Genomic DNA, 23,823 nt, shown 5'->3' on the forward strand with positions numbered 1-23,823 from the left:
ATGTCCGCCGTACTCAAGGAACAGACCGCCGCTGGCGGGATTGTTTTCACCGCGCAGGCGCCCGCCGACCTGCTGGATCCGTCGGCGCAGGCCTTCCTGGCCGACCTGCACCGCTGCTACGAGCCGCGCCGGCGCCGCTGCCTGGCCGCGCGCCGCGAGCGCCAGGCGCGTTTCGACGCCGGCGCGTTGCCCGATTTCCGCGCCGACACCCGTGCGATCCGCGAGGGCGACTGGCGGGTGGCCGGGCTGCCGTCGGCGCTGCGCGACCGCCGGGTGGAGATCACCGGGCCGGTCGATCCGAAGATGGTCATCAACGCGCTGAACTCCGGGGCCAGCTGCTACATGGCCGACTTCGAGGATTCCACCGCGCCGACCTGGGACGCGCTGCTGGCCGGGCAGCGGGCGCTGCGCGAGGCGGTCGCCGGCACCTTGTCGTTCACCGGCGACGCCGGCAAGCGCTACGCGCTGCGGCCGTATCCGGAGCAGGCGGTGCTGCTGGTGCGCCCGCGCGGCTGGCACCTGGACGAGAAGCACGTGCTGGTCGACGGCGAGCGCCTGTCCGGCGCGCTGTTCGATGCCGGCCTGTTCGCGTTCCACAACGCCGACGCGCTCGCCGCGAGGGACCGTGGCCCCTACTTCTACCTGCCGAAGCTGGAGTCGATGGAGGAGGCGCAGCTGTGGCAGGACGTGCTGTCGCACGTCGAGGCGATGCTCGGGCTGGCGCACGGGCAGATCCGGGTCACGGTGCTGATCGAGACGCTGCCGGCGGCGTTCGAGATGGACGAGATCCTGTACGTGCTGCGGGACCGGGTCGCCGGGCTCAACTGCGGGCGCTGGGACTACATCTTCTCGTACATCAAGACTTTCCGCCGCCATCGCGACCGGGTGCTGCCCGAGCGCGGCCAGGTCACGATGACCCAGCCGTTCCTCAAGGCCTACTCGGAACTGCTGATCCAGACCTGCCACCGCCGCGGCGCGCACGCGATGGGCGGGATGGCCGCGCAGATCCCGATCGCCGGCGGCGAGGACGCCAATGCCCGCGCGCTGGCGCGGGTGCGTGCCGACAAGCTGCGCGAGGTGGCCGCAGGCCACGACGGCACCTGGGTCGCGCATCCGGCGCTGATCCCGGTGGCGAAGCAGGTCTTCGACGAGCGCATGCCGACGCCGCACCAGCAGCACGTCGACCGCAGCGACGTGCTGGTGATCCGCGACGATTTGGTCCAGGCGCCGCCGGGCACGATCACCCGGGCCGGCTTCGAGGGCAACGTCGAGGTCTGCGTGCGCTACCTGGCGGCCTGGCTCGACGGCAACGGCTGCGTGCCGATCCACTGGCTGATGGAGGACGCCGCCACCGCCGAGATCGCGCGCGCGCAGCTGTGGCAGTGGCTGCACCACGGCGATCGCGCGAAGGGCGAGCGTGGCGACGGCCCGTTCCACGGCCTGTGCCTGGACGACGGCACCGCGATCGACTGGGTGCTGTTCGAAGCGGTGCTGCTGGGCCTGCCGTCGCGGCTGGCCGGTCAGGCGCTGCCGGGCGCCGCGCGCGTCCGGGAGGCGATCGCCCTGCTCGAGGCGCTCACCCGCCGCGACGCACTCGAGGACTTCCTGACCCTGCCGGCCTACGAGCGCCTGGACTGATTTCCATGTAGGAGCGGCTTCAGCCGCGACCGCGCCAGGCGGACCCGCCGTCGACGGTCATGAAGAACGCGCTGCCGCGCCCTGCGAAGGGAACGACCGCGATGGCACCGGATGCCAGCTTGCACGCAGTCGCGGCTGAAGCCGCTCCTACAGGACCACATGCTTCTCCGACATCCGATCGAGGACACCCCGATGGAACATGCTCCGATGAGACACGCCCCGATGAAGCACACCCATCCCACCGCCGGGCAGATCACCCAGGACTGGAACGACAATCCGCGCTGGGCCGGCATCACCCGCCCGTATTCGGCCGCCGACGTCGTGCGCCTGCGCGGCACGGTCGCGATCGAGCATTCGCTGGCCAGGATCGGCGCCGAGAAACTCTGGGGCTACCTGCAGACGCACGATTTCGTCAACGCGCTCGGCGCGCTCACCGGCAACCAGGCGATGCAGCAGGTCAAGGCCGGCCTGAAGGCGATCTACCTGTCGGGCTGGCAGGTGGCCGCCGACGCCAACCTGGCCGGACAGATGTATCCGGACCAGTCGCTATACCCGGCGGACTCGGTGCCGGCGGTGGTCAGGCGCATCAACAACGCGCTGCTGCGCGCCGACCAGCTGCAGCATGCCGAACGCAACGGCGACGGTGCCGACGACGGGATCGACTACCTGCAGCCGATCGTCGCCGATGCGGAGGCGGGCTTCGGCGGCGTGCTCAACGCCTTCGAGCTGATGAAGGGCATGATCGAGGCCGGCGCCGCCGGCGTGCACTTCGAGGACCAACTGGCCTCGGCGAAGAAGTGCGGCCACATGGGCGGCAAGGTGCTGGTGCCCACGCGCGAGGCAGTCGACAAGCTGGCCGCCGCGCGCCTGGCTGCGGACGTGACCGGCGTGCCGACGCTGCTGATCGCGCGCACCGACGCCGAGGCTGCCGACCTGCTCACCAGCGACATCGACGACAACGACCGGCCGTTCTGCACCGGCGAGCGCACCCCGGAAGGCTTCTACCGGACCCGCAAGGGCCTGGACCAGGCGATCAGCCGCGGACTGGCCTACGCGCCGTACGCCGACCTGATCTGGTGCGAGACCGGCAGGCCGGACCTGGAGTTCGCGCGCAAGTTCGCCGAGGCGATCCACGCGCGGTATCCGGGCAAGCTGCTGGCCTACAACTGTTCGCCCAGCTTCAACTGGAAGCAGAACCTCGACGACGCCACGATCGCGACCTTCCAGCGGGAGATCGCCGCCTACGGCTACAGGTTCCAGTTCATCACCCTGGCTGGCTTCCACGCGCTCAACTACTCGATGTTCCACCTCGCGCACGGCTACGCGCGCCGGCAGATGAGCGCCTTCGTCGAGCTGCAGGAGGCGGAATTCGCCGCCGCCGAACGCGGCTTCACCGCGGTCCGGCACCAGCGCGAGGTCGGCACCGGCTACTTCGATACCGTCACCCAGACCATCCAGCGCGGGCGGTCCTCGACCACGGCCCTGGCCGGCTCCACCGAGGAGGAGCAGTTCGCCTCCAGGGCGGCATAGCGCCGGCCCGGCGTTGGCCGCGCATGGCGACGGCGCGCGTCGGTCCGGCGAATGGCGCGGGAGACGCCTCCGCGTTCAGGCGGGCGTCTTCCGCGGCAGGCCGTCGTTCGGGTCGACGGCCGCCCACGGGACGTGCCCGTCCCAGTAGGCGTGCACCTGCGGCGCGCGGTCGACCGGGGTGGCGAAGTGCGCCAGGGCGATGTGCAGCTCGCCCGGCCAGCGCTCGGAGCGGAAGAACAGCATCGTCCCGCAGCGGCTGCAGAAGCCGCGCTCCGCTCCGGGCGAGGAGGCGTACCAGTGCAGGCGGGCATGCGGATCCTCGATCCGGCAGCGGTCGGCGCGCATGCCGACCCAGGTCACGAACGCGGCGCCGTGCGCGCGCCGGCACATGCTGCAGTGGCAATGGGCCACCCATTGGCTGGGCAATTCCGCGTCGAGCCGGACGTCGCCGCAGAAGCACTGGGCGTGTGCAGTGGTCATGGGCGCTCCGGAGCATGCATGCGGTTCCGGCACGATAGCGCATCGCTCCCGCGCTGCAGAACAGTCCGGCCCGCTGCGCAGGTTCCGGGTACGCCGGGCAGCTCGACTCCGCGCGGGATCGGCGGTTCGTGGCCGATGCAAAGACGATGAAAGGAGAATCGTGTGGGAGCGACGGCAGTCGTGACTTCGCGCGGCGGTATACCGCCGTCGCTCCTCACGAAGCCTATTTGCGGACGGACTGCTCGTGCGTCTCCAGTGCTTGGGCCAGGCCCGGCACGCCGTCGGCGCCGACCGGCACGCTGATGCTGGAACCGGCGAAATCCTCGCCGATCGGCTGCGCGCGGCCGCCCAGGCAGGTCGACAGGAAGCCTTCGGCGACTGCATTGAAGGCCTTGCTGTTTTCCGGGCGGGCGAAGCCGTGGCCCTCGTCGGGGAACAGCACGTAGGTCACCGGGATGCTCTTTTCCTGCATCGCCTCGACGATCTGGTCGCTCTCGGCCTGCACCACGCGCGGGTCGTTGGCGCCCTGGCCGATCAGCAGCGGCCTGCTGATGCGGTCGACATGGGTGATCGGCGAGCGCTCCACCAGCAGCTGTTTGCCTTCCTCGGTGCGCGGATCGCCGACGCGCTTGTACCACTGCTCCATGAAGCTGGCCCAGTACGCCGGGAAAGTCTCGAACAGGGTGATCAGGTTGGACGGGCCGACGATGTCGACGCCGCACTTGAAGGCCTCCGGCGTGAACGTCATCCCCACCAGGGTGGCGTAGCCGCCGTAGCTGCCGCCCATGATCGCGACCTGGTCCTCGGTGGTCACGCCCTGCGCCACCGCCCACTGCACCGCGTCGATCAGATCGTCGTGCATCTTGCCGGCCCACTCGCCGTTGGACTTGTTGACGAAGTCCTTGCCGAAGCCGGTGGAGCCGCGGTAGTTGACCTGCAGCACCGAATAGCCGCGGTTGGCCAGCCACTGCGCATACGAGTGGTAGCCGTAACTGTCGCGCGCCCACGGACCGCCGTGCACGAACAGGACCATCGGCGCGGTCGCGTCCGGGTCGCCGTCGGCGTCCGGATCCGCGTGCGCCGGCAGGGTGAGATAGCTCACCAGCGGCAGGCCGTCGCGCGAGAGGATCTCCCGTGGCCATTGCGGCACCAGCGGCTGCCCGTCCAGCGCCGGGCGCGAGGAGAACAGCTCGGTCAGTTCACCGCCGCCGGTGCCGTCGCGGTCGTAGCGGTAGTACACCACCGGCTTCTCGGCGGCGGAGTAGGCGACGATCCAGGTGCGGTCGTCCAGCGTGCGCGCGCTGACCGACGCTTCGCCGGGTCCGATCGCCTCGATCCTCTCCAGGTCCGCGGCGATCGCCTCGTCGATCGCGGTCCACTCCTCGCGCAGGTAGTTGGAGGCCGCGGCCTGCACCTCGCCGGTCCGCGGGTCGGTCAGTGCATCGCCGACGTCGGCGCGCGGGTCCTCGAACACCACGGTCTTCCCGCCGTCGGCCATGTCGACCGCCACCAGCGCGGTGGTGTTGCGCCCGCGCGAATCCAGCAGGTAGGCGGTGTCGCCGTCGGCGGTGAAGCCGACATAGCCGGTGCTGAGATAGTCGTCGAAGGGGACCTCCTCCGTCACTTCCCAGCCGTCGTCGCCGTCGGGGCGCAGCACGTCCTGGCCGCCGTCGGGACGGGCGCGGGTGGCGAGCCTGACCCGGTAGTCCGGATCGACCAGGTACTCGGCGATCTGCTGGGTGTTCTCCTCGACCAGGGTGCGCTCGCCGCTGGCCAGGTCGACCCGGTAGAGGTCGTGCCACTGCGGGTCGCGATCGTTCATCGCCACCATCACCGATTCGGGATGCAGATGGCTCACCTGGTTGACGTAGGCACGGGTCTTCTCGAACGGGGTCAGGTCGCGGCTCTCGCCGCTGGCCAGGTCGACCGCGTAGAGGTGGAAGTCCTCGTCGCCGCCGGTGTCGCGCAGGTACAGCAGCGTGTCGGGCCGGTGCGACCAGAAGTACTGGCGGATGCCGCGGGCGTCGTCCCTGGTCACCGCGCGCGCCGCGCCGGGATCGTCGGCCGGCGCCACCCAGACGTTGAGCACGCCGTCGAGCGGGGCGATCCAGCTCAGATACCTGCCGTCCGGGCTGATCAGCACGTTGGCGCGTTCGGGGTTGCCGAACAGCGCGTCGCGCGGGATCAGCGGAACGTCCTCGATCGTGGCCGGCGCGGCGGGCGCGTCGGCCGCGGCGGTCTGCGCGGCGTCGTCCTGGCGACCGCCGCAGGCGGCGAGCGCGAGCGCCAGGCTCGAGGCAAGGATCAGGCGGCATGACATGGTGGATTTCCCGGATGGTTGCCGATGCAATCGTGTCAAGTTAACGCCGCGATGCGCGCGATACGTTTGCGCGGCGTTAAACGATGGGATGACTGATGGCAGGGATGCAGGGGACTCTCGGATCCCAAAAGCCTGAAGTCCTCGACTTCTACGGCGCCAACGGCCCTTAATCCGGCCCCTGTGGGAGCGACGGGAGTCGCGACATCCGACAGCGCCGGCAAAGCATCGCGACTCCCCGGCCGCGGCTTGCCGCGGCCACTCCCACAGGAACCATGGGAGGCGAATCCACTCTCGACAGAACCCGCCGCGGCCCGGACACGACAGGAAACAGCGGCGCAGGCTACGCTCGAGGTGGGAGCGCCGGGCGTGGCCGGCATCTCCCATTGGCGTTCGCGCGTGGCTGCAGAGTTACTTCCTCACGTCCTGGGTATGCGCCTGCAGCGCTTCGGCCAGTCCCGGTACGCCATCGGCGCCGGTCGGCACGGTGATGCTGGACCCCGCCAGGTCCTCGCCGATCGGTTGCGCCCGTCCGCCCAGGCAGGTCGAGAAGAACCCTTCGGCGACCGCGTTGAAGGCCTTGCTGTTCTCCGGCCGGGCGAAGCCGTGGCCCTCGTCGGGGAACAGCACGTAGGTCACCGGGATGTTCTTTTCCTGCATCGCGGCGACGATCTGGTCGCTCTCGGCCTGCTTGACCCGCGGGTCGTTGGCGCCCTGGCCGATCAGCAGCGGCTTGCTGATGCGATCGGCGTGGGTGAGCGGCGACCGCTCGGTCAGCCAGGCCCGGCCTTCCTCGGTGCGCGGATCGCCCATGCGCCGGGCGAGCTGCTCGAAGAAGCTGGCCCAGTACGGCGGCACCGTCGCCAGCAGCGTGTTGAGGTTGGCCGGGCCGACAATGTCGACGCCACAGGCGAACGTGTCCGGGGTGAAGGTGAGGCCGACCAGGGTCGCGTAACCGCCGTAGCTGCCGCCCATGATCGCCACCTGGTCCTCGCCGGTGACGCCCTGTTGCACCGCCCATTGCACGGCGTCGATCAGGTCGTCGTGCATCTTGCCGGCCCATTCGCCGTCGCCGGCGTTGGTGAAGGCCTTGCCGAACCCGGTCGAGCCGCGGAAGTTGACCTGCAGCACCGAGTACCCCCGATTGGCGAGCCACTGGTTGTAGCTGCTGAAGCCGTAGCCGTCGCGTCCCCAGGGGCCGCCATGCACCAGCAGCACCATCGGCGTGGCCGTATCCGGCTTGCCGTCGCCGTCCGGGTCGGCGTGGGCCGGCAGGGTGAGATAGCTGACCAGGGTCTTGCCGTCCCGCGAGGCGATCTCCACCGGCCATTGCGGCACCAGCGGCTGGTCGTCCAGCGCCGGCCGGCCGGAGAACAGCCGCGTGAGCGTGCCCGCCTCGCCCTCGGCGCTGCGGTCGTAGCGGTAATAGACCAGCGGCGACTCGGCGGCGGAATAGGCGACGACCCAGGTGCGGTCGTCGAGGGTGCGGGTGTTGACCGACACCTCGCCGGGGCCGATCGCCTCCAGCGTCTCCAGATCGGCGGCGATGGCGTCGTCCAGCGTGGCCCACTCTTCGCGCAGGTAGTTCACCGCGACCGCCTGCACCCGGCCGGTGCGCGGATCGGACAGGCCGCCGCCGACGTCGGCGCGGGGGTCCTCGTGGACCAGGGTCTTCTCGCCGCTGGCGGTGTCGATGGCGTACAGCGCGGCGGTGTCGCGCCCGCGCGAATCGGTCATGTACAGGGTCTTGCCGTCCGTGGTCAGCCCGGCGGGCGAGGTGGTCAGCACGTCCTCGAACGGGATCTCGTCGTGCTCGACCCAGGCGTCGCCGTCGCGGCGGAGCACGTCCTGGCCGCCGTCCGGGCGCGAGCGCAGCGCATAGCGCAGGGTGTAGTCGGCGTCGGCGAGATAGCCGCCGATCTGCTGGGTGTTCTCCTCGACCAGGGTGCGTTCGCCGCTGGCCAGGTCGACCCGGTACAGGTCGTGCCACTGCGGATCGCGGTCGTTCATGCCGACCAGGATCGATTCGGGGTGCAGGTGGCTGACGCCGACGACCTGCGCCGTGGTCTTCTCGAACGGGGTCAGGTCGCGGCTCTCGCCGCTGGCCAGGTCGACCGCGTAGAGGTGGAAGTCCTCGTCGCCGCCGGTGTCGCGCAGGTACAGCAGCGTGTCGGGACGATGCGACCAGAAGTAGTTGCGGATGCCGCGGGCGGTGTCCTGCGTGACCGCGCGTGCGGCGCCGGGATCGTCGGCCGGCGCCACCCAGACGTTGAGCACGCCGTCGACCGGCGCGATCCAGCTCAGATGCCGGCCGTCAGGACTGATCTGCACGTTGGCGCGCTCGGGGTTGCCGAACAGCGCATCGCGCGGGATCAGGGCGACGTCGTCGATCGAGGTCGCGGTGCTTGGCTGCGCTTTCATGGGTTCGGAATCGCTGTCGTTGCGGCTGCCGCACGCGGCGAGCACGGTCGCGGCGCAGGCCGCGAGCAGGAGGTGTCGCATCGGATCGGTCCCCGGGTGCCGTGGTTCGTGGCGTCACATTACCGCCGCCATCCTGCGCCGATGTTCGGCAGGCGTTAAATGGAGACGATGACCGATGGCAGGGGTGACCCGCAGACCCCTGCTCAGGCCGCCAGCGCAGTTGGACCGCGATCCAGGCTCCGATAACCCAGCGCTTCGGTGAGGTGCGGCGTTGCGATTTCCGCGCTGCCGGCCAGGTCGGCGATGGTGCGTGCGACGCGCAGGATGCGGTGCATCGAGCGCGCCGACAGCCGCAGCGATTCGATCGCGCGCTCGAGCAGTTGCTGGTCGGCCTCGCGCAGGCGGCAGGTGGCCAGGGTGGCCGCCTGGTCGAGGCCGGCGTTGGTGCAGCCGGCCCGGTCGCGCTGGACGGCACGGGCGGCCTGGACCCGGGCCAGGATCGCGGCGCTCGGCTCGCCCTCCGGCGCGTCCGGGCGCAGCTGCGACGGCGGCAGCCGGGGCACGTCGACATGCAGGTCGATGCGGTCGAGCAGCGGTCCGGAAATGCGGGCGCGGTAGCGCAGGATCGCATCCGGACTGCAGCGGCAGCGGCTGGAAACGTCGCCGGCCCAGCCGCACGGGCAAGGGTTCATGGCCGCGACCAGCTGGAACCGTGCCGGGAACTCGCTCTGGCGTGCGGCGCGCGAGATCGTCACCGCGCCCGATTCGAGCGGCTCGCGCAGCACCTCGAGGGCGCGCCGGTCCCACTCCGGCAGCTCGTCGAGGAACAGCACGCCGTGGTGCGCCAGCGAGATCTCGCCCGGCCGCGGCTCGGCGCCGCCACCGACCAGTGCGGCGGCGCTGGCGGTGTGGTGCGGTGCGCGGAAGGGCCGTTCGCGCCAGCGCGCCGGGTCCAGGCCGCGACCGCTGACCGAGGCGATCGCGGCCAATTCCAGCGCTTCCGCCTCGGAGGCGTCCGGCAACAGGCCCGGCAGGCGCGAGGCCAGCAGCGTCTTGCCGCAGCCGGGCGGGCCGACCAGCAGCAGGTGATGGCCGCCGGCGGCGGCGATCTCCAGCGCGCGGCGCGCGTGCGCCTGACCGCGCACGTCGCGCATGTCCGCCCCGGGTACGCGGATCGCCGCCGGCGCGATCGCCCGCGGCAATTCGCGGCTCCCGTTCAGCAGGGCGCAGACCTCGAGCAGCGTGCGGGCGTGGCGGACGTCGACGTCGCAGGCCAGCGCCGCTTCCGCGGCGTTGGCCCGCGGCACCACCAGCCGGCGCCCGGTCCGGGCCGCGGCCAGCGCCGCGGGCAGCGCACCGTCGACCGCGCGCAGCTCGCCGGTCAGGCCCAGCTCGCCGATGAACTCGCAGTCGCGCAGCGCATCCAGCGGGATCTGGCCGCTGGCGGCGAGGATGCCGAGGGCGATCGGCAGGTCGAAACGGCCGCCGTGCTTGGGCAGGTCGGCCGGGGCGAGATTGACGGTGATGCGGCGTTGCGGGAATTCGTACTGTGCGCACTGGATGGCGGCACGCACGCGGTCCTTGGCTTCGCGCACCGCGGGCTCGGGCAGGCCGACGATCGACATCGACGGCAGGCCACCGCCCAGGTACACCTCGACCTGCACCGCCGGCGCCGATACCCCGGCACGCGCGCGTCCATGCACGAGTGCGAGTCCCATGGCACGGGCTCAGTGCTGCGGCGCTTGCCTGCTGCGCTCCGGGCTGGCGAGCTCGGCCTCCAGCCACTCCACCGCCTGCTCCAGCGCCTGGAGCTTCTCGCGGGTGCGCAGCAGCACCGCGCGCTGCACCTCGAACTCCTCGCGCGTGACCAGGTCCAGCTTGGTCAGGCCCGACTGCAGCACGGCCTTGAAGTTCTCCTGCAGTTCCTCGCGGCTGTCGCGCATGGCGGGTGGCACCAGGCCGCTGAGCCGTCGTGCCAGTTCGTCGATGTGGTTGAGGTCGATCATGGAGCTCACTCCTGCGGCAACGTGCCCAGCATGCCGCCCGCGGCCGGGGCGCGCAGTCGGGCCGGTGCGCGTTCGGGTGTAGGAAAAATCCGACAGCCGGGGGTGGAAGGGCGGCGCATTGTAGTCGGTCGTGTCCCGCGGCTGCGGTGACGGTATGCTGCCGTGAATCCGGATGGAGACCATGTGATGAAGCTGGTCATGGCGATCATCAAGCCGTTCAAGCTCGACGACGTGCGCGAGGCGCTGGCAGAGGCCGGCGTGGCGGGCATCACCGTCACCGAGGTCAAGGGCTTCGGCCGCCAGAAGGGCCATACCGAGCTCTACCGCGGCGCCGAGTACGTGGTCGACTTCCTGCCCAAGCTCAAGCTCGAGATCGCGGTCACCGACGACCAGGCCGACGTCGTGGTCGAGGCCATCCTCAAGACCGCCAACACCGGCAAGATCGGCGACGGCAAGGTGTTCGTCTACGATCTCGAGCGCGCGGTGCGGATCCGTACCGGCGAGCTGGACGGCGACGCGCTGTAGAGCCGGCGGGCACGGGTCACGACCGTGCTGAAGCCCGCTGCCGATCGCGGGCGTCGGTCCCATGAACCGGCCTGTGCGGCGGTGCTGCGGCAGGCAACCGCGCTTCGAGCGGGGACCCCGGGCGGGCGAGCGGCGCGCCTCGGTGCGATGCGTCGAGCGCCCGCCGTGGCATGGCGCGGTCCGCAGGCGGAGGTCAGCCGTCCAGCGCTTCCGCCACGAACGGCGGCAGCGTCGTCGCGCCGCGGTGGACGTCGGCGCTGTAGTAGCGGGTATCGAAGGCTTTGTCATGCGCATCGCCTTCGCGGAATCCGAACCCGCCCGACTTGCGCGCCAGCGTGCAGCTCCACCAGCCGGTGGGATAGCACGGCTGCGGGAACGGCAGGGTCTGGAACGCGGTGAAGCCGGCCTTGCGCATCTCGCCGCGCATCTCGTTGACGAGCGCGAGCAGCGCCAGCGGCGACTCCGACTGCTGCACCAGGATGCCATCGTCCTTCAACGCGCGGAAGCAGCTCTCGTAGAAGGTACGGTTGAACAGGCCCTCGGCCGGGCCGACCGGATCGGTGGAATCGACGATCACGATGTCCAGGCTGCCGGGCGCGGCGTTCGCCATGTGGGCGATGCCGTCGTCGAACAGCAGCTCGGCGCGCGGATCGCCGTTGGATGCGCACAGTTCCGGAAACCACTTCTCCGCCATGCGCGTGACCTGCTCGTCGATGTCGCACTGCACCGCGCGCTTCACGCCCGCGTGCTTGAGCACCTCGCGCAGGGTGCCGCAGTCGCCGCCGCCGATGATCGCCACCTGCCGCGGGTCCGGGTGGGTGAACAGCGCCGGGTGCGACATCATCTCGTGGTAGAGGAAGTTGTCGCGCGTGGTCAGCATCACCGCGCCGTCGATCAGCATCAGGTTGCCCCAATCGGTGGTCTCGAAGATCTCGATCTTCTGGAACGGCGACTGCACCTCGTCGAGCTTGCGGGTGACGCGGAAGCCGATCGCCGATCCGGTCGGCTCGAACTGCTCGTGGATCCAGGTGGGGGCGGTCATGGCGGCGGCATCCTGTGGGAATGCGAAGGCCGACCGCGTCGGGCGCGGGCGGCAGGGCCGCGAATTGTAGCGAACGGCCGGCCGCGCGAGTGCCCTACCATGTGGCCGGGGCGGCAGGCGGGGGCGGCACATGGCATCGACGCGGGCGCATCGCGCACTGGCACGGCGGCTGGAATCGGAAGCGCGGCGCGCGCCGCGCCGCTATCTGCTGAAGCTGGCGCTGCTGGCGGGCCTGGGCTACGCGCTGCTGCTGGGGCTGCTCGCGGTCTCGCTGGGGCTGCCGCTGCTGATGCTGGGTCACGTGCTGGTCAACGGCGCGCGCCCCGGCCCCGAGCTGGCGTACGCGGTCCTGCTGCCGCTGCTGTTCGGCGGGGTGCTGCTGCGGGCGCTGTGGATCCGTTTCGGCGTGCCGGAAGGCTACGTGCTGGCGGCCGACGAGGCGCCGGCGCTGCAGGCGGAGGTCGAGCGCCTGCGCCGCGCCGTCGGCGCGCCGCCGTTGCACGGGATCGTGATCGACGGCGAACTCAACGCCGCCGCCGCCAACCTGCCGCGGGCGCTGGGCCTGCTCGGCCATCGCCACTACCTGATGCTGGGCCTGCCGCTGATGCAGTTGCTCGACTGCGAGGAACTGGCCGCGGTGATCGCCCACGAGTTCGGCCATTTCGGCGCCGGCCACGGCCGCTTCACCGGCTGGATCCATCGGGTGCGCCTGAGCTGGCACCGGGTGCTGGACGGGCTGGCGAACAGCGGTTTCCTGTTCAGCCGCCTGCTGCTGAAGTTCTACGCCTGGTACGTCCCGTACTTCAATGCCTACAGCTTCGTGCTCGCGCGCCGCAACGAGTACCAGGCGGACGCGGCGGCGGCGGCGAGCGTCGGCGGCGAGGCGGCGGCGAGCGCGTTGATCCGGCTGGAACTGGGCGCGCGGCGCCTGCACGGCCGGTTCTGGCCGCGGATCCTCGATCGCGCCCGCGCCCAGGACCATCCGCCGGCGCGGATCCACGCGCAGCTCGCCCGTGCGCTGCAGGACGCCGCCCACGTCGACATCGGGCGCCTGCTGGAGATCGCGGACCGCGACGTGGACCCGGACGATACCCATCCCGGCCTGCCGCAGCGCATCGCCGCGATGGGCGCGAACGCGCGATTGCGCCCCCGCGGCGCCTCGGCCGGCGCCGACCTGCTGGGGCCGGCGCTGCTGGCCGAGATCGAGCGCGGCCTGGACGAGCACTGGCGCGACCGCGTCCGGCCGCAGTGGCGCGAGCGCCATGCGGCGGCGGCGGCGGACCGCGCCCGGCTGGCTGTGGTCGAGGGGCTGGAGGCGCCGTCGGCCGAACAACGGCTCGAGCACGCGCGGCTGGTGGAAGCGCTGCGCGTGGATCTCGACCCCGCGCCGCTGTACGAGCGCGCGCTCGCGGACCTGCCCGACAGCGCCCTGGCCCATTACCGCGCCGGGCTGCTGGCGCTGCGCGGCGGTCGGGCCGATCTCGGCGCCGCGCGGCTGCGGCGGGCGGTGGCGCTCGATCCCGGTGCGGTCCGGCCGTTGCTGGCGGAACTGGAGGCGCTCGGCCGCGACCCGGACCTGGACGCGGCCGGCGCCGATGCCGCGGGCCGCCTGCACCGGGAGCTGGCGCCGCACGGCCAGGCGCTGGATGCGCGCGACGCCGCAAGCGAGGAGGACGACCTGCTGGCGCACGCGCTCGATGCCGCCGCGCTGCGCTCGCTGCGCGAAACGCTCGCGGGCGAGTCCCGCATCGCGCGTGCTTGGTTGGTGCGCAAGCGCATGGCGATGGCCGAGGCGCCGCCGCACCACGTGCTGCTGCTGGACTGGCGGGGCTCGATCGCCGGCGAGGCCGCCGGGCTGAAGCGGCTGGTCGATGCGCTCGAGCTGCCGGGCAGCGTCACCGTGTTCACCGGCAGCGACCGGCGCGCGTTGGCAAGACACGTCAGGCGGATCTGCCCGGACCCGGTGTATCGCAGGCGCCAGGTGTGAGGTAGCGAGACGGACGATTCCAGGCGCGAACCTTCTCCCGAAGCAAGAAGGGAAACGCCCTCTCTCTTTAGGGAGAGGGGGAGGGTACGCGGCAACGGCCGAAACGGGGCGGCTGATTCACGCCAGTGGATTGATTCCGGACAGCAATGCACGAAAGCCGGGAATCCGGCGCCTTCCGCCTCGTTCCGGCTGCGCGTCACGGGGCGGGCCGCGGCGACGCTAGAATGATCGCCCTCCCGCGCCACCCGGATGCACGCCATGACCGCCTGGTCGCCCGACCGCGCCCGCAAGACCTATTCGATCCCGCACTGGGCCGAAGGCTATTTCGACGTCGATGCCGCCGGGCGCGTCGTGGTGGCCCCGGCCGGCGCGGAGGGCCCGAGCCTGGCCCTGCCCGAGGTGGTCGACGCGGCGCTCGCCGCGGGGGCGCAGCTGCCGCTGCTGGTGCGGTTTCCCGAGATCCTCGGCGATCGCCTGCGCACGCTGCAGGCGGCGTTCGCGCAGGCGCAGGCCGACTGGGACTACGCCGGCGGCTACACCGCGGTCTATCCGATCAAGGTCAACCAGCACCGCGGCGTGGCCGGCACGCTGGCCGCGCATGCCGGCGACGGTTTCGGCCTGGAGGCCGGCAGCAAGCCGGAACTGATGGCGGTGATGGCGCTCAGTCGCCCCGGCGGGCTGATCGTCTGCAACGGCTACAAGGACCGCGAGTACATCCGCCTGGCGCTGATCGGCCGCAAGCTCGGCCTGCAGACCTTCATCGTGATCGAAAAGCCCTCCGAACTGCCGCTGGTGATGGAGGAGGCGACGGCGCTGGGGGTGGAGCCCGTGCTCGGCGTGCGCATGCGGCTGGCCTCGCTCGGCGCCGGCAAGTGGCAGAACAGCGGCGGCGACAAGGCCAAGTTCGGCCTCTCGCCGCGGCAGCTGCTGGACCTATGGAAGTCGCTGCGCGACTCCGGCATGGCCGCTGCATTGCAGATGCTGCATTTCCACATGGGCTCGCAGATCTCCAACGTGCGCGACATCGCCAATGGCATGCGCGAGGCCACCCGCTACTTCGTCGAGCTGTCGAAACTGGGCGCGCGGATCGGCCACGTCGATGTCGGCGGCGGCCTGGGCATCGACTACGAGGGCACGCGTTCGCGCAGCTACAACTCGGTCAACTACGGCGTGCGCCAGTACGCCGGCAGCATCGTGCAGCCGCTGGCCGACGCCTGCGCCGAGCACGGCCTGGCGCCGCCGCGCATCGTCAGCGAATGCGGCCGTGCGATGACCGCCCACCATGCGGTGCTGGTGGCCAACGTCTCGGAAGTCGAAACCGCGCCCGAAGGCCGGGTGCCGGACGTGCACGACGACGAGCCGGCGGTGATCCGGCACCTGCGCGAGATCCACGACGAGCTCGCCACGCGTCCGGCGGTGGAGCTGTTCCACGAGGCGCAGCACCATCATGCCGAAGGCCTGGCGCTGTACGCGCTGGGACAGATCGACCTGGTCCACCGGGCACGTATCGACGACCTGTTCTACGCCATCGCGCACGCGGTGAGGGCGCGCCTGACCTACGACGAGAAGAGCCACCGGCCGCTGCTGGACGAGCTCAACGAGCGCCTGGTCGACAAGTACTTCGTCAACTTCAGCGTGTTCGAATCGATGCCGGATGTGTGGGCGATCGACCAGGTGTTCCCGATCCTGCCGATCGACCGGCTCGACGAGGCGCCGACGCGCCGCGGCGTGATCGCCGACCTCACCTGCGACTCCGACGGCAAGATCGGCACCTACGTCGAGAACGAGGACCTGGACAGCTCGCTGCCGCTGCACGCGCTCCGGGCCGGCGAGTCCTACCGGCTCGGCTTCTTCCTGGTCGGCGCCTACCAGGAGATCCTCGGCGACATCCACAACCTGTTCGGCGACACCGACGCGATCGAGGTGCGCAGCGACGGCAACGGCTTCGCCATCCAGCAGCAGCGTCGCGGCGACACCACCGACGTGATGCTGGACTACGTCGGCTACCGCGTCGACGACCTGCGCGCCGCCTACGACGACAAGATCGCGGCGGCGGCGTTGCCGGCCGACGAGGCGGCGCGCCTGCGCGCGGCGCTCGAGGCCGGCCTGACCGGCTACACCTACCTGGCCGATACGCCGGCCGTGTAGCCGGCGTCGGCGAAGCGGACCGCAGCCCGGGCCCGGCCGAGCACGGGAACCGGGTCGATCGACCGCGGGTCCAGATCGTTCCGGTGCGGCTGGGCCCTGTGGGAGCGACGGCAGTCGCGACGCCTCGGTCTCCGGCCTTGCAGGTGGCTGCAATCCGGACATGCCCGGCGTCGCGACTGCCGTCGCTCCCACAAGAGTGCGTCGCGCCGCCGCTACGGTTGCGGTGCGGGCGCGCATGGCGCGCGCGCCGGGGTCAGGTGTCGCGGTGGATCTGGAAGCCGGCGAACGACTGGCTGACCGGCATCACTTCCAGCCGGTTGATGTTCAGGTGCGGCGGCAGGTTGGCGACCCACCACAGGGTCTCGGCGATGTCCTCCGCAGTGATCGGCTGCGTGCCGGCGTAGAGAGCGTCGGACGCGGTGCGGTTGCCGCCGGTGCGCACCAGGGTGAACTCGGTCTCCGCCAGGCCCGGTTCGATCGAGGTCACGCGCACGCCGGTGCCGTGCAGGTCCGAGCGCAGGCCGAGCGAGAACTGGGTGACGAAGGCCTTGGTACCGCCGTAGGCGTTGCCGCCGGGGTAGGGATAGCTGCCGGCGATCGAGCTGATGTTGAGGACCGCGCCGCGGCGCGCGATCAGCGTCGGCAGCAGCGCGTGGGTCAGGGTGACCAGCGCGGTGACGTTGGTGTCGATCATCTGCCGCCATTGCGCCAGGTCGGCCTGCTGTGCCGGCGCGGTGCCGAGGGCGAGGCCGGCGTTGTTGACCAGCACGTCGATGTCGCGGAAGTCGGCCGGGAGCGCGTCCAGCGCGCGCCGCATCGCGTTCTGATCGCGAACGTCGAAGGCCGCGACACGGATCGCATCGCCATGCGCTTCGGCCAAGGCCTGCAGGCGCTCGGCGCGGCGGCCGCAGGCGACGACACGCCAGCCCCCGCGCACGAAGCGTTCGACGCTGGCGCGGCCGAATCCGGAAGTCGCGCCGGTGATCAGTACGGTCTTGTCCATGCAGGGATTGTAGAGCGGAGCGAGCGTTTCCCGGCCCCGCGTAGAGCCGAGCTTGCTCGGCTGCGCAGTCGCCGGAGCCAGAGAAGCAGCGGAGCAAGCTCCGCTCTACGGCGGGGTGGGGTGCGATCGTCCACGGCCGGGGGCAGGGCCGGCCTTGCGCCGGGCCGGCGCCTTCTTCTTCGGATCCGCTACGCCTGGCGGCGCGGCCGCTTCCGCCGGCTTGCGCCTGCGGCCGGTCGCGGCCTTACCGCGCGTCCTGGCCCGGGTGGCGCGGTGCTTGTCGAGCATCGCCTCGGCCAGCACCACGTCCTCGCTGAGGATGCCGGCGGCCTTGGCGATGCCGATGCGCGCCTCGGTGCGGCTCTCGTTGGGGTTGGCCTGCAGCAGTTCGCGGATGGCCTCGCGGATGGCGGCCTCGGCGTTGCGCTTGAGGGTGATGTCGTCGGCCTGGCGGAACAGCGCCAACAGGGCGTCGACGACGGGTTTGATCAGGATGGCTTCGATCGGCATGGTGGGCGTCTCCCCGGGTGCCACACTCTGCGGCGGCCGCCTCTCAGCCGCCGCGACCGCGCCGGACCTCGATCACGGTTCGGGTGGCATGCGCCGGTAGGTGCCGTCGAGCCCGCCGCCGCAGCCGCTGGCCGCGGATACGGCCATCAGGTCGGGCGCGAAACTCATGCGCAGGCGGCAGTCGCCGGCGCCGAAGTCCGCGGCGCCGACCTGCTCGATGAACTCGCCTTCGATCGCGCTGTCCGGCGCGCCGGATCCGTCGAGCACCCGCAGCAGATAGCGGCGCTGGCCGCGGCGTTCGACCTGCAGCACCGGGGCGCCGGGCACGGGTCCGGTGCGCGTGACCTGGCGGTACTCGCCGGGCTGCAGCAGCGGGGGTTCGCTGCTGGCGATGCGGATGGCGAGCGCGTCGATCTGCGTGCGATAGCTGGTCTCGAGGCAGCGCACGGTGGTGCAGGCGTCGCGCTTGTCGCCGATCCAGTCGCGTTGTTCGGCGGTGAAGGCGGCGGTGTCGTCGCTGCGCAGCAGCGCCTCCGCGCGCCGCTGCCGCAGCTGGGCGTCGAGCGCCCGCAGCGCGGGCGTGCGGCAGACCGTGCGTTCGGCCCAGGAGCCGGGCGCGTCGCAGTTCAGGGCGTCGTCGGCCGCAGCCGCGCCGGCACCGGACAGCAGGCCGGCAGTCAGCAGGAGTCGGGCGATGCGGCGAATCATGGTTGCGCTCCTTCGCATCGAACGCGGCTACTGCACCTTGATCGCCATCGCCGGCAGGCCGCCGTCGCCGAGCTTGCGCTTGGCCTCGGCCAGTTCGGAGGCGGTGCCGTAGGGCCCCATGCGCACGCGGTAGACGGTCTTGTCGCCGATCCGGGCCGACTCCACCCGTGCGCTGAGGCCGAGCAGTGCGATGCGCGCCTTCAGCGCTTCGGCGTCGCCGGAGGCACTGAACGCACCGGCCTGCAGCAGGTAACGCGCCGAGGCGTCGGTGCCGGTCGCCGCCGCGGTCGGTGCGGGGGCGGTGCTGGGCGTGACGGTCGCCGCGGTGGACGTGGACGGCGCCGCGGCGGGATCGGCCAGCTCGGCAGCATCGTCCTCGCGCTGCGCCTGCGCGCGCTGCCGGCGCTCGGCCTCGGCGCGTGCGCTGGCGGCCAGTTCGGCATCGCTCATCGGCACTTCCTGGCCGGGCAGCAGGGTGTAGAAGTCGTAATCGCCGCCGACTTCCTGCGGCGTCGCGGTCTCGGCCTGCGGCGCGGACGCGGCGGGCAGCGGTGCCGCGCTGTCCTCGTCTTCGCCGCTGGCCGGCGCCGGCCGCGCGTCGGGATTGGGGCGAGGGCGGTAGAAGCCGTCCTCGCCATCGGACTTGAGCAGCCTGGGCGCCGCCAGGACCACGGCGATGGTCAGCACGACGCCGACCACCATCCATGCCCAGCCGGGAAGGCCGCCATTGCCGCCGCTGTTGCGGCGCGCCTGTGATTTGCCGCGTTTGACTGCCACTAGAGCCTGTCCGGATCGATTGCGGGATTCGCGCCCGACGTCGATGCGCGGCGCGAAAGGACGTGGGCCAGTGTATGCCGATCCATCGCCGCGCGGCGACACGCTCCGCAGGGCTGAACGGGGCGGGCGCTCACATCTTCTCCGGGGCGACGACGCCGAGCAGGTCGAGGCCGTTGGCCAGCACCTGTCGGGTGGCCAGCGCCAGCGCCAGGCGCGCATCGCGCACGTCGGCGTCGTCGACCAGGAACTGGTGATCGTTGTAGTAGCTCTGGAACACTTGCGCCAGTTCCAGCAGGTGTGCGGCGACCAGGTGCGGTTCCAGCTGCTGGCCGGCCGCCTGCACCGTCTCCGGCCAGCGCGACAGCGCCGTCAGCAGCTCGCGGGTGGCGGGGTTGTCGACGTCCTGCGGCTGCGCCAGGCCGTTGTCGAGATCGAACGGCAGGTCGCGCTCGTGCAGCTGCCGCAGCAGTCCGCAGATACGCGCATGCGAGAGCTGCACGTAGTAGACCGGGTTGTCGAGCGATTGCGAACGCGCCAGGTCGATATCGAACACCAGCTGCGAGTCCGGCTTGCGCGCGACCAGGAACCAGCGCACCGCGTCGCGGCCGACCTCGTCGGTCAGGTCGCGCAGGGTGACGTAGCTGCCTGCGCGCTTGGAGATCTTCACCTCCTCGCCGCCGCGCATCACCGTCACCATCTGGTGCAGCACGTACTCCGGGTAGCAGGCCGGGATGCCGGCGTCCAGCGCCTGCAGGCCGGCCTTCACCCGCGCCAGCGAACCGTGGTGGTCGGCGCCGAGCTCGGTGATCGCGCGCTCGTAGCCGCGCTGCCATTTCGACAGGTGATAGGCGATGTCCGGCACGAAATAGGTGTAGCTGCCGTCGGACTTGCGCATCACCCGGTCCTTGTCGTCGTCGAAGTCGGTGGTGCGCAGCCACAACGCGCCGCCGTCCTCGTAGGTGTGGCCGGCATCGACCAGCCGCCGCACCGTCTCGTCGACCTTGCTGTCGGTGTACAGCGACGACTCGAGGAAATACACGTCGAACGCCACCCCGAACGCGGCCAGGTCGCCGTTCTGCTCGCGCCGCAGCCAGGCCACGGCGAAGCGGCGGATGGCGTCGAGATCGTCGATGTCGCCAGTGGCGGTTTCGGTGCGCCCGTCGACTTCGACCGAGGCGCCGTCCAGGTAGGCGCGCGCCACCTCGCGGATGTAATCGCCGCGGTAGCCGTCCTCGGGCCAGCCGGCGTCGTCCGGCGTCAGCCCGCGGGCGCGCGCCTGCACCGAGCGGGCCAGGTTCTCGATCTGTGCGCCGGCGTCGTTGTAGTAGAACTCGCGCACCACGTCCCAGCCGTTGGCCGCCAGCACCCGTGCGATGCAGTCGCCGATGACCGCGGCGCGGCCGTGGCCGACGTGCAGCGGGCCGGTGGGGTTGGCCGACACGTACTCGACGCCGGCGCGGTGGCCGCGGCCGTCCTCGTTGCGGCCGAAGTCCGCGCCGCGCGCGTGCACCTCGCGCAACTGCTGCTGCCAGGCCTCCGGCGAGAGCCGGAAGTTGATGAAGCCCGGCCCGGCGATCTCGACCGCGGCGATCATGCCGCCGGCCGGCAGCGTGGCGACCAGCGCCTGCGCCAGCGCGCGCGGATTGGCGCGCGCTGCCTTGGCCAGCAGCATCGCCGCGTTGGTGGAGAAATCGCCGTGTCCGCGGTCCTTGGGGCGCTCGATCGCGAAGGCCGGGGTCTCGAGGGCGGCCGGCAAGGTGCCGTCGCCGCGCAGGGCGTCGATGCCCTGTTCGACCAGGGCGCGGAGCTGGGATTTCACGGCATGCAGGGGGTGAACACGGCCGATCATTGTACGCCGCGCCGCGCCAAGCAGCCATGTCCGCCGGGTGCAACCATCACCGTCGCCGCGGGCGCGCCAGTCAGCCCTGTCCGTCGGGTAAGACCATCACCGTCGCCACGGGCGGTGTAAACGACTAGCCGCGCCAGGCAGCCCCGTCCGCCGGGTAGAACCATCACCGTCGCCACGGGCGGTGTAAGCGACTAGCCGCGCCAACCAACCCTCGCCCCGGTGAAACAGTCACCATCTCCCCGGGCAAGTCCACCCGACACTACACCCATCCACGCGCCGCCAGCGATACCGGCGCACCGTCTCCGACCACCAGGTGATCGAGCAGGCGTACGTCGACCAGGGCCAGCGCCTGCTTGAGCTGGACGGTCACCGCGCGATCGGCGGCGCTGGGTTCGCTGCAGCCGCTGGGGTGGTTGTGGCCCACGATCAGCGCCGCGGCGTTGTGCGCCAGGGCGCGGCGCACCACCTCGCGTGGATGCACCTCGGCGCCGTCGACCGTGCCGTGGAACAGCTCCTCGAACGCCAGCGCGCGGTGCCGGGTGTCGAGGAACAGCGCCGCGAAGACTTCGTGCCGATGCCCGCGCAGGCGCTGGGCGAAATAGCGCCCGGCCGCCTGCGGATCGGTCAGCGCCTCGCCGCGCTCCAGGCCGGCCGCCAGGTAGCGGCCGCACAGTTCCAGCGCCGCCGCCAGCCGCGAGGCGCGGGCGGGGCCGAGGCCCGGCAGTTCCGCCAGTCCGGCGGGATCGCGTTCGAGCAGCGTGCGCAGCGGGCCGTGGGCGGTCAGCAGGTCGCGCGCGGTGGCGACGGCGTCGCGCCCGCGCAGCCCGGAACCGAGAAAGATCGCCAGCAGCTCGGCATCCGACAGCACCGCCGCGCCGCGGGCAAGCAGCTTCTCGCGGGGACGCTCGTTGCTGGGCCAGTCGCGGATGTGCATGGACGGAAGCTCCTGGCGGGTGATCGAGGACGCTGGCGGTCGGATGGCGTCACGACAGGGGATGCGCCGTGAAGCCGAGCCGGGGAGCCGCGCCGGCCGCCAACGTCCGCCTCCATTACGCCTTGGCGGCCGCGGCGGCGCAGCCGGGGAGCGCCGCGGCATCGGGTAAGCTGTGGACCCGGCTCCGTGTAGGACTTTTCCGACGTCGATGACCGCCGCTTCCGCCCACCTGCGGGGACAACGCGTGCTGCTCTGTGTCTGCGGCGGCATCGCCGCGTACAAGGCCGCCGAGCTGGTCCGGCGCCTGCGCGACGCCGGCGCCGAGGTGCGCGTGGCGATGACCGCGAACGCGCAGCAGTTCGTCGGCACCGCCACGTTCCAGGCGGTCTCCGGCGAGCCGGTCCGGACCTCGTTGTGGGATCCAGCCGCCGAAGCGGCGATGGGGCACCTGGAGCTGGCCGCCTGGGCCGACCGGGTGGTCGTGGCGCCGGCCACCGCCGACGTCATCGCCAAGCTGGCGCACGGCTTCGCCGACGACCTGGTGACCACGCTGTGCCTGGCGACCGAGGCGGCGATCGCGATCGCGCCGGCGATGAACCATCGCATGTGGCGGCATCCGGCCACCCAGGCCAACATCGAGACGTTGCGCGGCCGCGGCGTGCAGGTGATCGGCCCCGACGACGGCCCGCTGGCCGAGGGCGAATCCGGTCCGGGGCGGCTGCGCGAACCCGATGCCATCGTCGCCGAGCTGGCCGGATGAGCGCGATGCTGGAGGGGAAGCGCGTCATCGTCAGCGCCGGGCCGACCTACGAGGATATCGATCCGGTGCGCTTCATCGGCAACCGCAGCAGCGGCAAGATGGGCTTTGCGCTCGCCGCCGCCGCCGCCGCGCGCGGCGCGCAGGTGGTGCTGGTGGCCGGACCGGTGCATCTGCAGGCGCCCGCCGGCGTGCGGCGCGTCGACGTGCGCTCGGCGGCGCAGATGCGCGCCGCGGTGCTGGCGGCGCTGCCGGCGGACCTCTACGTCGGCGCCGCCGCGGTGGCCGACTACGCGCCGCGCAGCATCGCCAAGGGCAAGATGAAGAAGACCGGCGCCACGCTGACGCTGGAACTGGTGCGCACGCCCGACATCCTCGCCGAGGTGGCCGCCGATCCGCGGCGGCCGTCGATGGTGGTCGGCTTCGCGGCCGAAACCGACGACGTCGAGCACTACGCGCGCGGCAAGCTGGAGAAGAAGAAGCTCGACCTGATCGCCGCCAACCGCGTCGGCGTGGAGGGCAGCGGTTTCGAGTGCGACGACAACGCGCTGTCGGTGTACTGGCGGGACGGCGCGCGCGAGCTCGGCCCGTTGCCGAAGACGCAGCTGGCCGATGCCCTGCTCGAACTCGTCGTCGAGCGCATGCAGGCCGCGCGCGCCGATGGGTGACGCCGCCGGCACGCGCAGCGCGCGTCGACGCGATCAACACATCAGTCCAGGGACCATCCGCAATGCAGCACACGCTCCAGGTCAAACGGCTCGACCCGCGTTACGGCGACGACTGGCCGCTGCCGGCCTACGCCACCGAGGCCAGCGCCGGGCTCGACCTGCGCGCGGCGCTGGACGCGCCGTTGACGTTGGCGCCGGGCGAGGCGGCATTGATTCCTTCGGGACTGGCGATCCATCTCGCCGATCCCGCGCTGTGCGCGGTGGTGCTGCCGCGTTCCGGGCTGGGCCACAAGCACGGGATCGTGCTCGGCAACGGCACCGGGTTGATCGACGCCGATTACCAGGGGCCGTTGATGATCAGCGCCTGGAATCGCGGACGCGAGGCCTACCGGATCGAGCCGGGCGACCGGATCGCACAGCTGGTCGTGCTTCCGATCGTGCGGGCCACGCTGCAATTGGTGGATACTTTCGTCGACAGTGCGCGCGGTTCGGGAGGCTTCGGTCACACCGGCACGCGTTGACC

18 protein-coding genes and 1 pseudogene are annotated in these 23,823 nt (G+C 71.5%); 7 read left to right on the top strand and 12 right to left on the bottom strand.

The window, feature by feature from the left end; genetic code table 11:
- Both aceB and aceA read left to right on the top strand, forming a co-directional pair.
- Positions 1-1,638 carry a malate synthase A gene (gene aceB / locus U3649_RS04315; protein WP_407353655.1) on the top strand — a complete coding sequence of 546 codons (1,638 nt, stop codon included), beginning with the start codon at positions 1-3 and terminating at the stop codon, positions 1,636-1,638.
- A 222-nt stretch (positions 1,639-1,860) separates the two neighbouring features.
- Positions 1,861-3,168 (top strand): isocitrate lyase, encoded by a 1,308-nt coding sequence (gene aceA / locus U3649_RS04320; RefSeq protein WP_407353656.1) that lies wholly within the window; start codon positions 1,861-1,863, stop codon positions 3,166-3,168.
- A gap of 75 nt (positions 3,169-3,243) precedes the next feature.
- Here aceA and U3649_RS04325 read toward each other — a convergent pair whose 3' ends face one another.
- The 5 genes from U3649_RS04325 to ubiK all read right to left on the bottom strand — a co-directional run bounded on the left by U3649_RS04325 (position 3,244) and on the right by ubiK (position 10,392).
- Positions 3,244-3,648 carry a GFA family protein gene (locus tag U3649_RS04325; RefSeq protein WP_407353657.1) on the bottom strand — a complete coding sequence of 135 codons (405 nt, stop codon included), beginning with the start codon at positions 3,646-3,648 and terminating at the stop codon, positions 3,244-3,246.
- A gap of 223 nt (positions 3,649-3,871) precedes the next feature.
- Positions 3,872-5,968: a S9 family peptidase gene (locus U3649_RS04330; RefSeq protein ID WP_407353658.1), complete on the bottom strand. Its 2,097-nt coding sequence runs from the start codon at positions 5,966-5,968 to the stop codon at positions 3,872-3,874.
- Between the two features lie 408 nt (positions 5,969-6,376).
- On the bottom strand, positions 6,377-8,467 hold the full coding sequence (locus tag U3649_RS04335; protein WP_407353659.1) for a S9 family peptidase: 2,091 nt from the start codon (positions 8,465-8,467) through the stop codon (positions 6,377-6,379).
- Positions 8,468-8,589: 122 nt separating this feature from the next.
- Entirely contained in the window at positions 8,590-10,104 is a 1,515-nt protein-coding gene (locus U3649_RS04340) for a YifB family Mg chelatase-like AAA ATPase (RefSeq protein WP_407353660.1), read from the bottom strand.
- A gap of 9 nt (positions 10,105-10,113) precedes the next feature.
- A complete protein-coding gene (ubiK, locus tag U3649_RS04345; RefSeq protein WP_407353661.1) occupies positions 10,114-10,392 on the bottom strand; it encodes a ubiquinone biosynthesis accessory factor UbiK in 279 nt (92 codons plus the stop codon).
- Positions 10,393-10,578: 186 nt separating this feature from the next.
- On the opposite strand from ubiK, the gene U3649_RS04350 reads away from it, so the two are divergent.
- Positions 10,579-10,917, top strand: coding sequence for a P-II family nitrogen regulator (locus U3649_RS04350; protein WP_370564587.1), 339 nt, complete (start codon positions 10,579-10,581; stop codon positions 10,915-10,917).
- Between the two features lie 193 nt (positions 10,918-11,110).
- Here the strand turns inward: U3649_RS04350 and speE are convergent, their stop codons facing one another.
- Positions 11,111-11,959 carry a polyamine aminopropyltransferase gene (speE, locus tag U3649_RS04355; RefSeq protein ID WP_407353662.1) on the bottom strand — a complete coding sequence of 283 codons (849 nt, stop codon included), beginning with the start codon at positions 11,957-11,959 and terminating at the stop codon, positions 11,111-11,113.
- 130 nt (positions 11,960-12,089) lie between these two features.
- Here speE and U3649_RS04360 point away from each other — a divergent pair, with 130 nt between their 5' ends.
- Both U3649_RS04360 and speA read left to right on the top strand, forming a co-directional pair.
- Positions 12,090-13,946 (top strand): M48 family metalloprotease, encoded by a 1,857-nt coding sequence (locus U3649_RS04360; RefSeq protein WP_407353663.1) that lies wholly within the window; start codon positions 12,090-12,092, stop codon positions 13,944-13,946.
- 258 nt (positions 13,947-14,204) lie between these two features.
- Positions 14,205-16,094 (top strand): arginine decarboxylase, encoded by a 1,890-nt coding sequence (speA, locus tag U3649_RS04365; RefSeq protein ID WP_407353664.1) that lies wholly within the window; start codon positions 14,205-14,207, stop codon positions 16,092-16,094.
- Between the two features lie 253 nt (positions 16,095-16,347).
- Here speA and U3649_RS04370 read toward each other — a convergent pair whose 3' ends face one another.
- From U3649_RS04370 to radC, 6 genes are all read right to left on the bottom strand, one after another.
- Positions 16,348-17,097, bottom strand: a complete 750-nt coding sequence (locus U3649_RS04370) for an SDR family NAD(P)-dependent oxidoreductase (protein ID WP_407353665.1) — start codon at positions 17,095-17,097, stop codon at positions 16,348-16,350.
- A gap of 105 nt (positions 17,098-17,202) precedes the next feature.
- Positions 17,203-17,607, bottom strand: coding sequence for a hypothetical protein (locus U3649_RS04375; protein WP_407353666.1), 405 nt, complete (start codon positions 17,605-17,607; stop codon positions 17,203-17,205).
- A 72-nt stretch (positions 17,608-17,679) separates the two neighbouring features.
- The gene (locus tag U3649_RS04380; protein WP_407353667.1) at positions 17,680-18,315 is read right to left on the bottom strand and encodes a hypothetical protein; all 636 of its coding nucleotides are present in this window, start codon (positions 18,313-18,315) and stop codon (positions 17,680-17,682) included.
- A 27-nt stretch (positions 18,316-18,342) separates the two neighbouring features.
- A complete protein-coding gene (locus U3649_RS04385) occupies positions 18,343-19,092 on the bottom strand; it encodes an SPOR domain-containing protein (RefSeq protein WP_407353668.1) in 750 nt (249 codons plus the stop codon).
- 130 nt (positions 19,093-19,222) lie between these two features.
- Positions 19,223-20,911 carry an arginine--tRNA ligase gene (argS, locus tag U3649_RS04390; RefSeq protein WP_407353669.1) on the bottom strand — a complete coding sequence of 563 codons (1,689 nt, stop codon included), beginning with the start codon at positions 20,909-20,911 and terminating at the stop codon, positions 19,223-19,225.
- A 289-nt stretch (positions 20,912-21,200) separates the two neighbouring features.
- Positions 21,201-21,875, bottom strand: a complete 675-nt coding sequence (gene radC, locus U3649_RS04395; RefSeq protein ID WP_407353670.1) for a DNA repair protein RadC — start codon at positions 21,873-21,875, stop codon at positions 21,201-21,203.
- Between the two features lie 208 nt (positions 21,876-22,083).
- Between radC and coaBC the strand changes: the two are divergent.
- Positions 22,084-23,300: pseudogene (gene coaBC, locus U3649_RS04400) on the top strand (bifunctional phosphopantothenoylcysteine decarboxylase/phosphopantothenate--cysteine ligase CoaBC).
- 62 nt (positions 23,301-23,362) lie between these two features.
- Positions 23,363-23,821, top strand: a complete 459-nt coding sequence (gene dut / locus U3649_RS04405; RefSeq protein WP_407353671.1) for a dUTP diphosphatase — start codon at positions 23,363-23,365, stop codon at positions 23,819-23,821.
- Positions 23,822-23,823: the final 2 nt, after the last annotated feature.

This window comes from Luteimonas sp. R10, assembly GCF_045689605.1.
Lineage (GTDB): Bacteria > Pseudomonadota > Gammaproteobacteria > Xanthomonadales > Xanthomonadaceae > Luteimonas.

Bases quoted from the DNA above. Each gene is read 5' to 3' on its own strand.
- aceB (WP_407353655.1), top strand. From the start codon at position 1: ATGTCCGCCGTACTCAAGGAACAGACCGCCGCTGGCGGGATTGTTTTC.
- aceA (WP_407353656.1), top strand. From the start codon at position 1,861: ATGAAGCACACCCATCCCACCGCCGGGCAGATCACCCAGGACTGGAAC.
- U3649_RS04325 (WP_407353657.1), bottom strand. From the start codon at position 3,648: ATGACCACTGCACACGCCCAGTGCTTCTGCGGCGACGTCCGGCTCGAC.
- U3649_RS04330 (WP_407353658.1), bottom strand. From the start codon at position 5,968: ATGTCATGCCGCCTGATCCTTGCCTCGAGCCTGGCGCTCGCGCTCGCC.
- U3649_RS04335 (WP_407353659.1), bottom strand. From the start codon at position 8,467: ATGCGACACCTCCTGCTCGCGGCCTGCGCCGCGACCGTGCTCGCCGCG.
- U3649_RS04340 (WP_407353660.1), bottom strand. From the start codon at position 10,104: ATGGGACTCGCACTCGTGCATGGACGCGCGCGTGCCGGGGTATCGGCG.
- ubiK (WP_407353661.1), bottom strand. From the start codon at position 10,392: ATGATCGACCTCAACCACATCGACGAACTGGCACGACGGCTCAGCGGC.
- U3649_RS04350 (WP_370564587.1), top strand. From the start codon at position 10,579: ATGAAGCTGGTCATGGCGATCATCAAGCCGTTCAAGCTCGACGACGTG.
- speE (WP_407353662.1), bottom strand. From the start codon at position 11,959: ATGACCGCCCCCACCTGGATCCACGAGCAGTTCGAGCCGACCGGATCG.
- U3649_RS04360 (WP_407353663.1), top strand. From the start codon at position 12,090: ATGGCATCGACGCGGGCGCATCGCGCACTGGCACGGCGGCTGGAATCG.
- speA (WP_407353664.1), top strand. From the start codon at position 14,205: ATGACCGCCTGGTCGCCCGACCGCGCCCGCAAGACCTATTCGATCCCG.
- U3649_RS04370 (WP_407353665.1), bottom strand. From the start codon at position 17,097: ATGGACAAGACCGTACTGATCACCGGCGCGACTTCCGGATTCGGCCGC.
- U3649_RS04375 (WP_407353666.1), bottom strand. From the start codon at position 17,607: ATGCCGATCGAAGCCATCCTGATCAAACCCGTCGTCGACGCCCTGTTG.
- U3649_RS04380 (WP_407353667.1), bottom strand. From the start codon at position 18,315: ATGATTCGCCGCATCGCCCGACTCCTGCTGACTGCCGGCCTGCTGTCC.
- radC (WP_407353670.1), bottom strand. From the start codon at position 21,875: ATGCACATCCGCGACTGGCCCAGCAACGAGCGTCCCCGCGAGAAGCTG.
- dut (WP_407353671.1), top strand. From the start codon at position 23,363: ATGCAGCACACGCTCCAGGTCAAACGGCTCGACCCGCGTTACGGCGAC.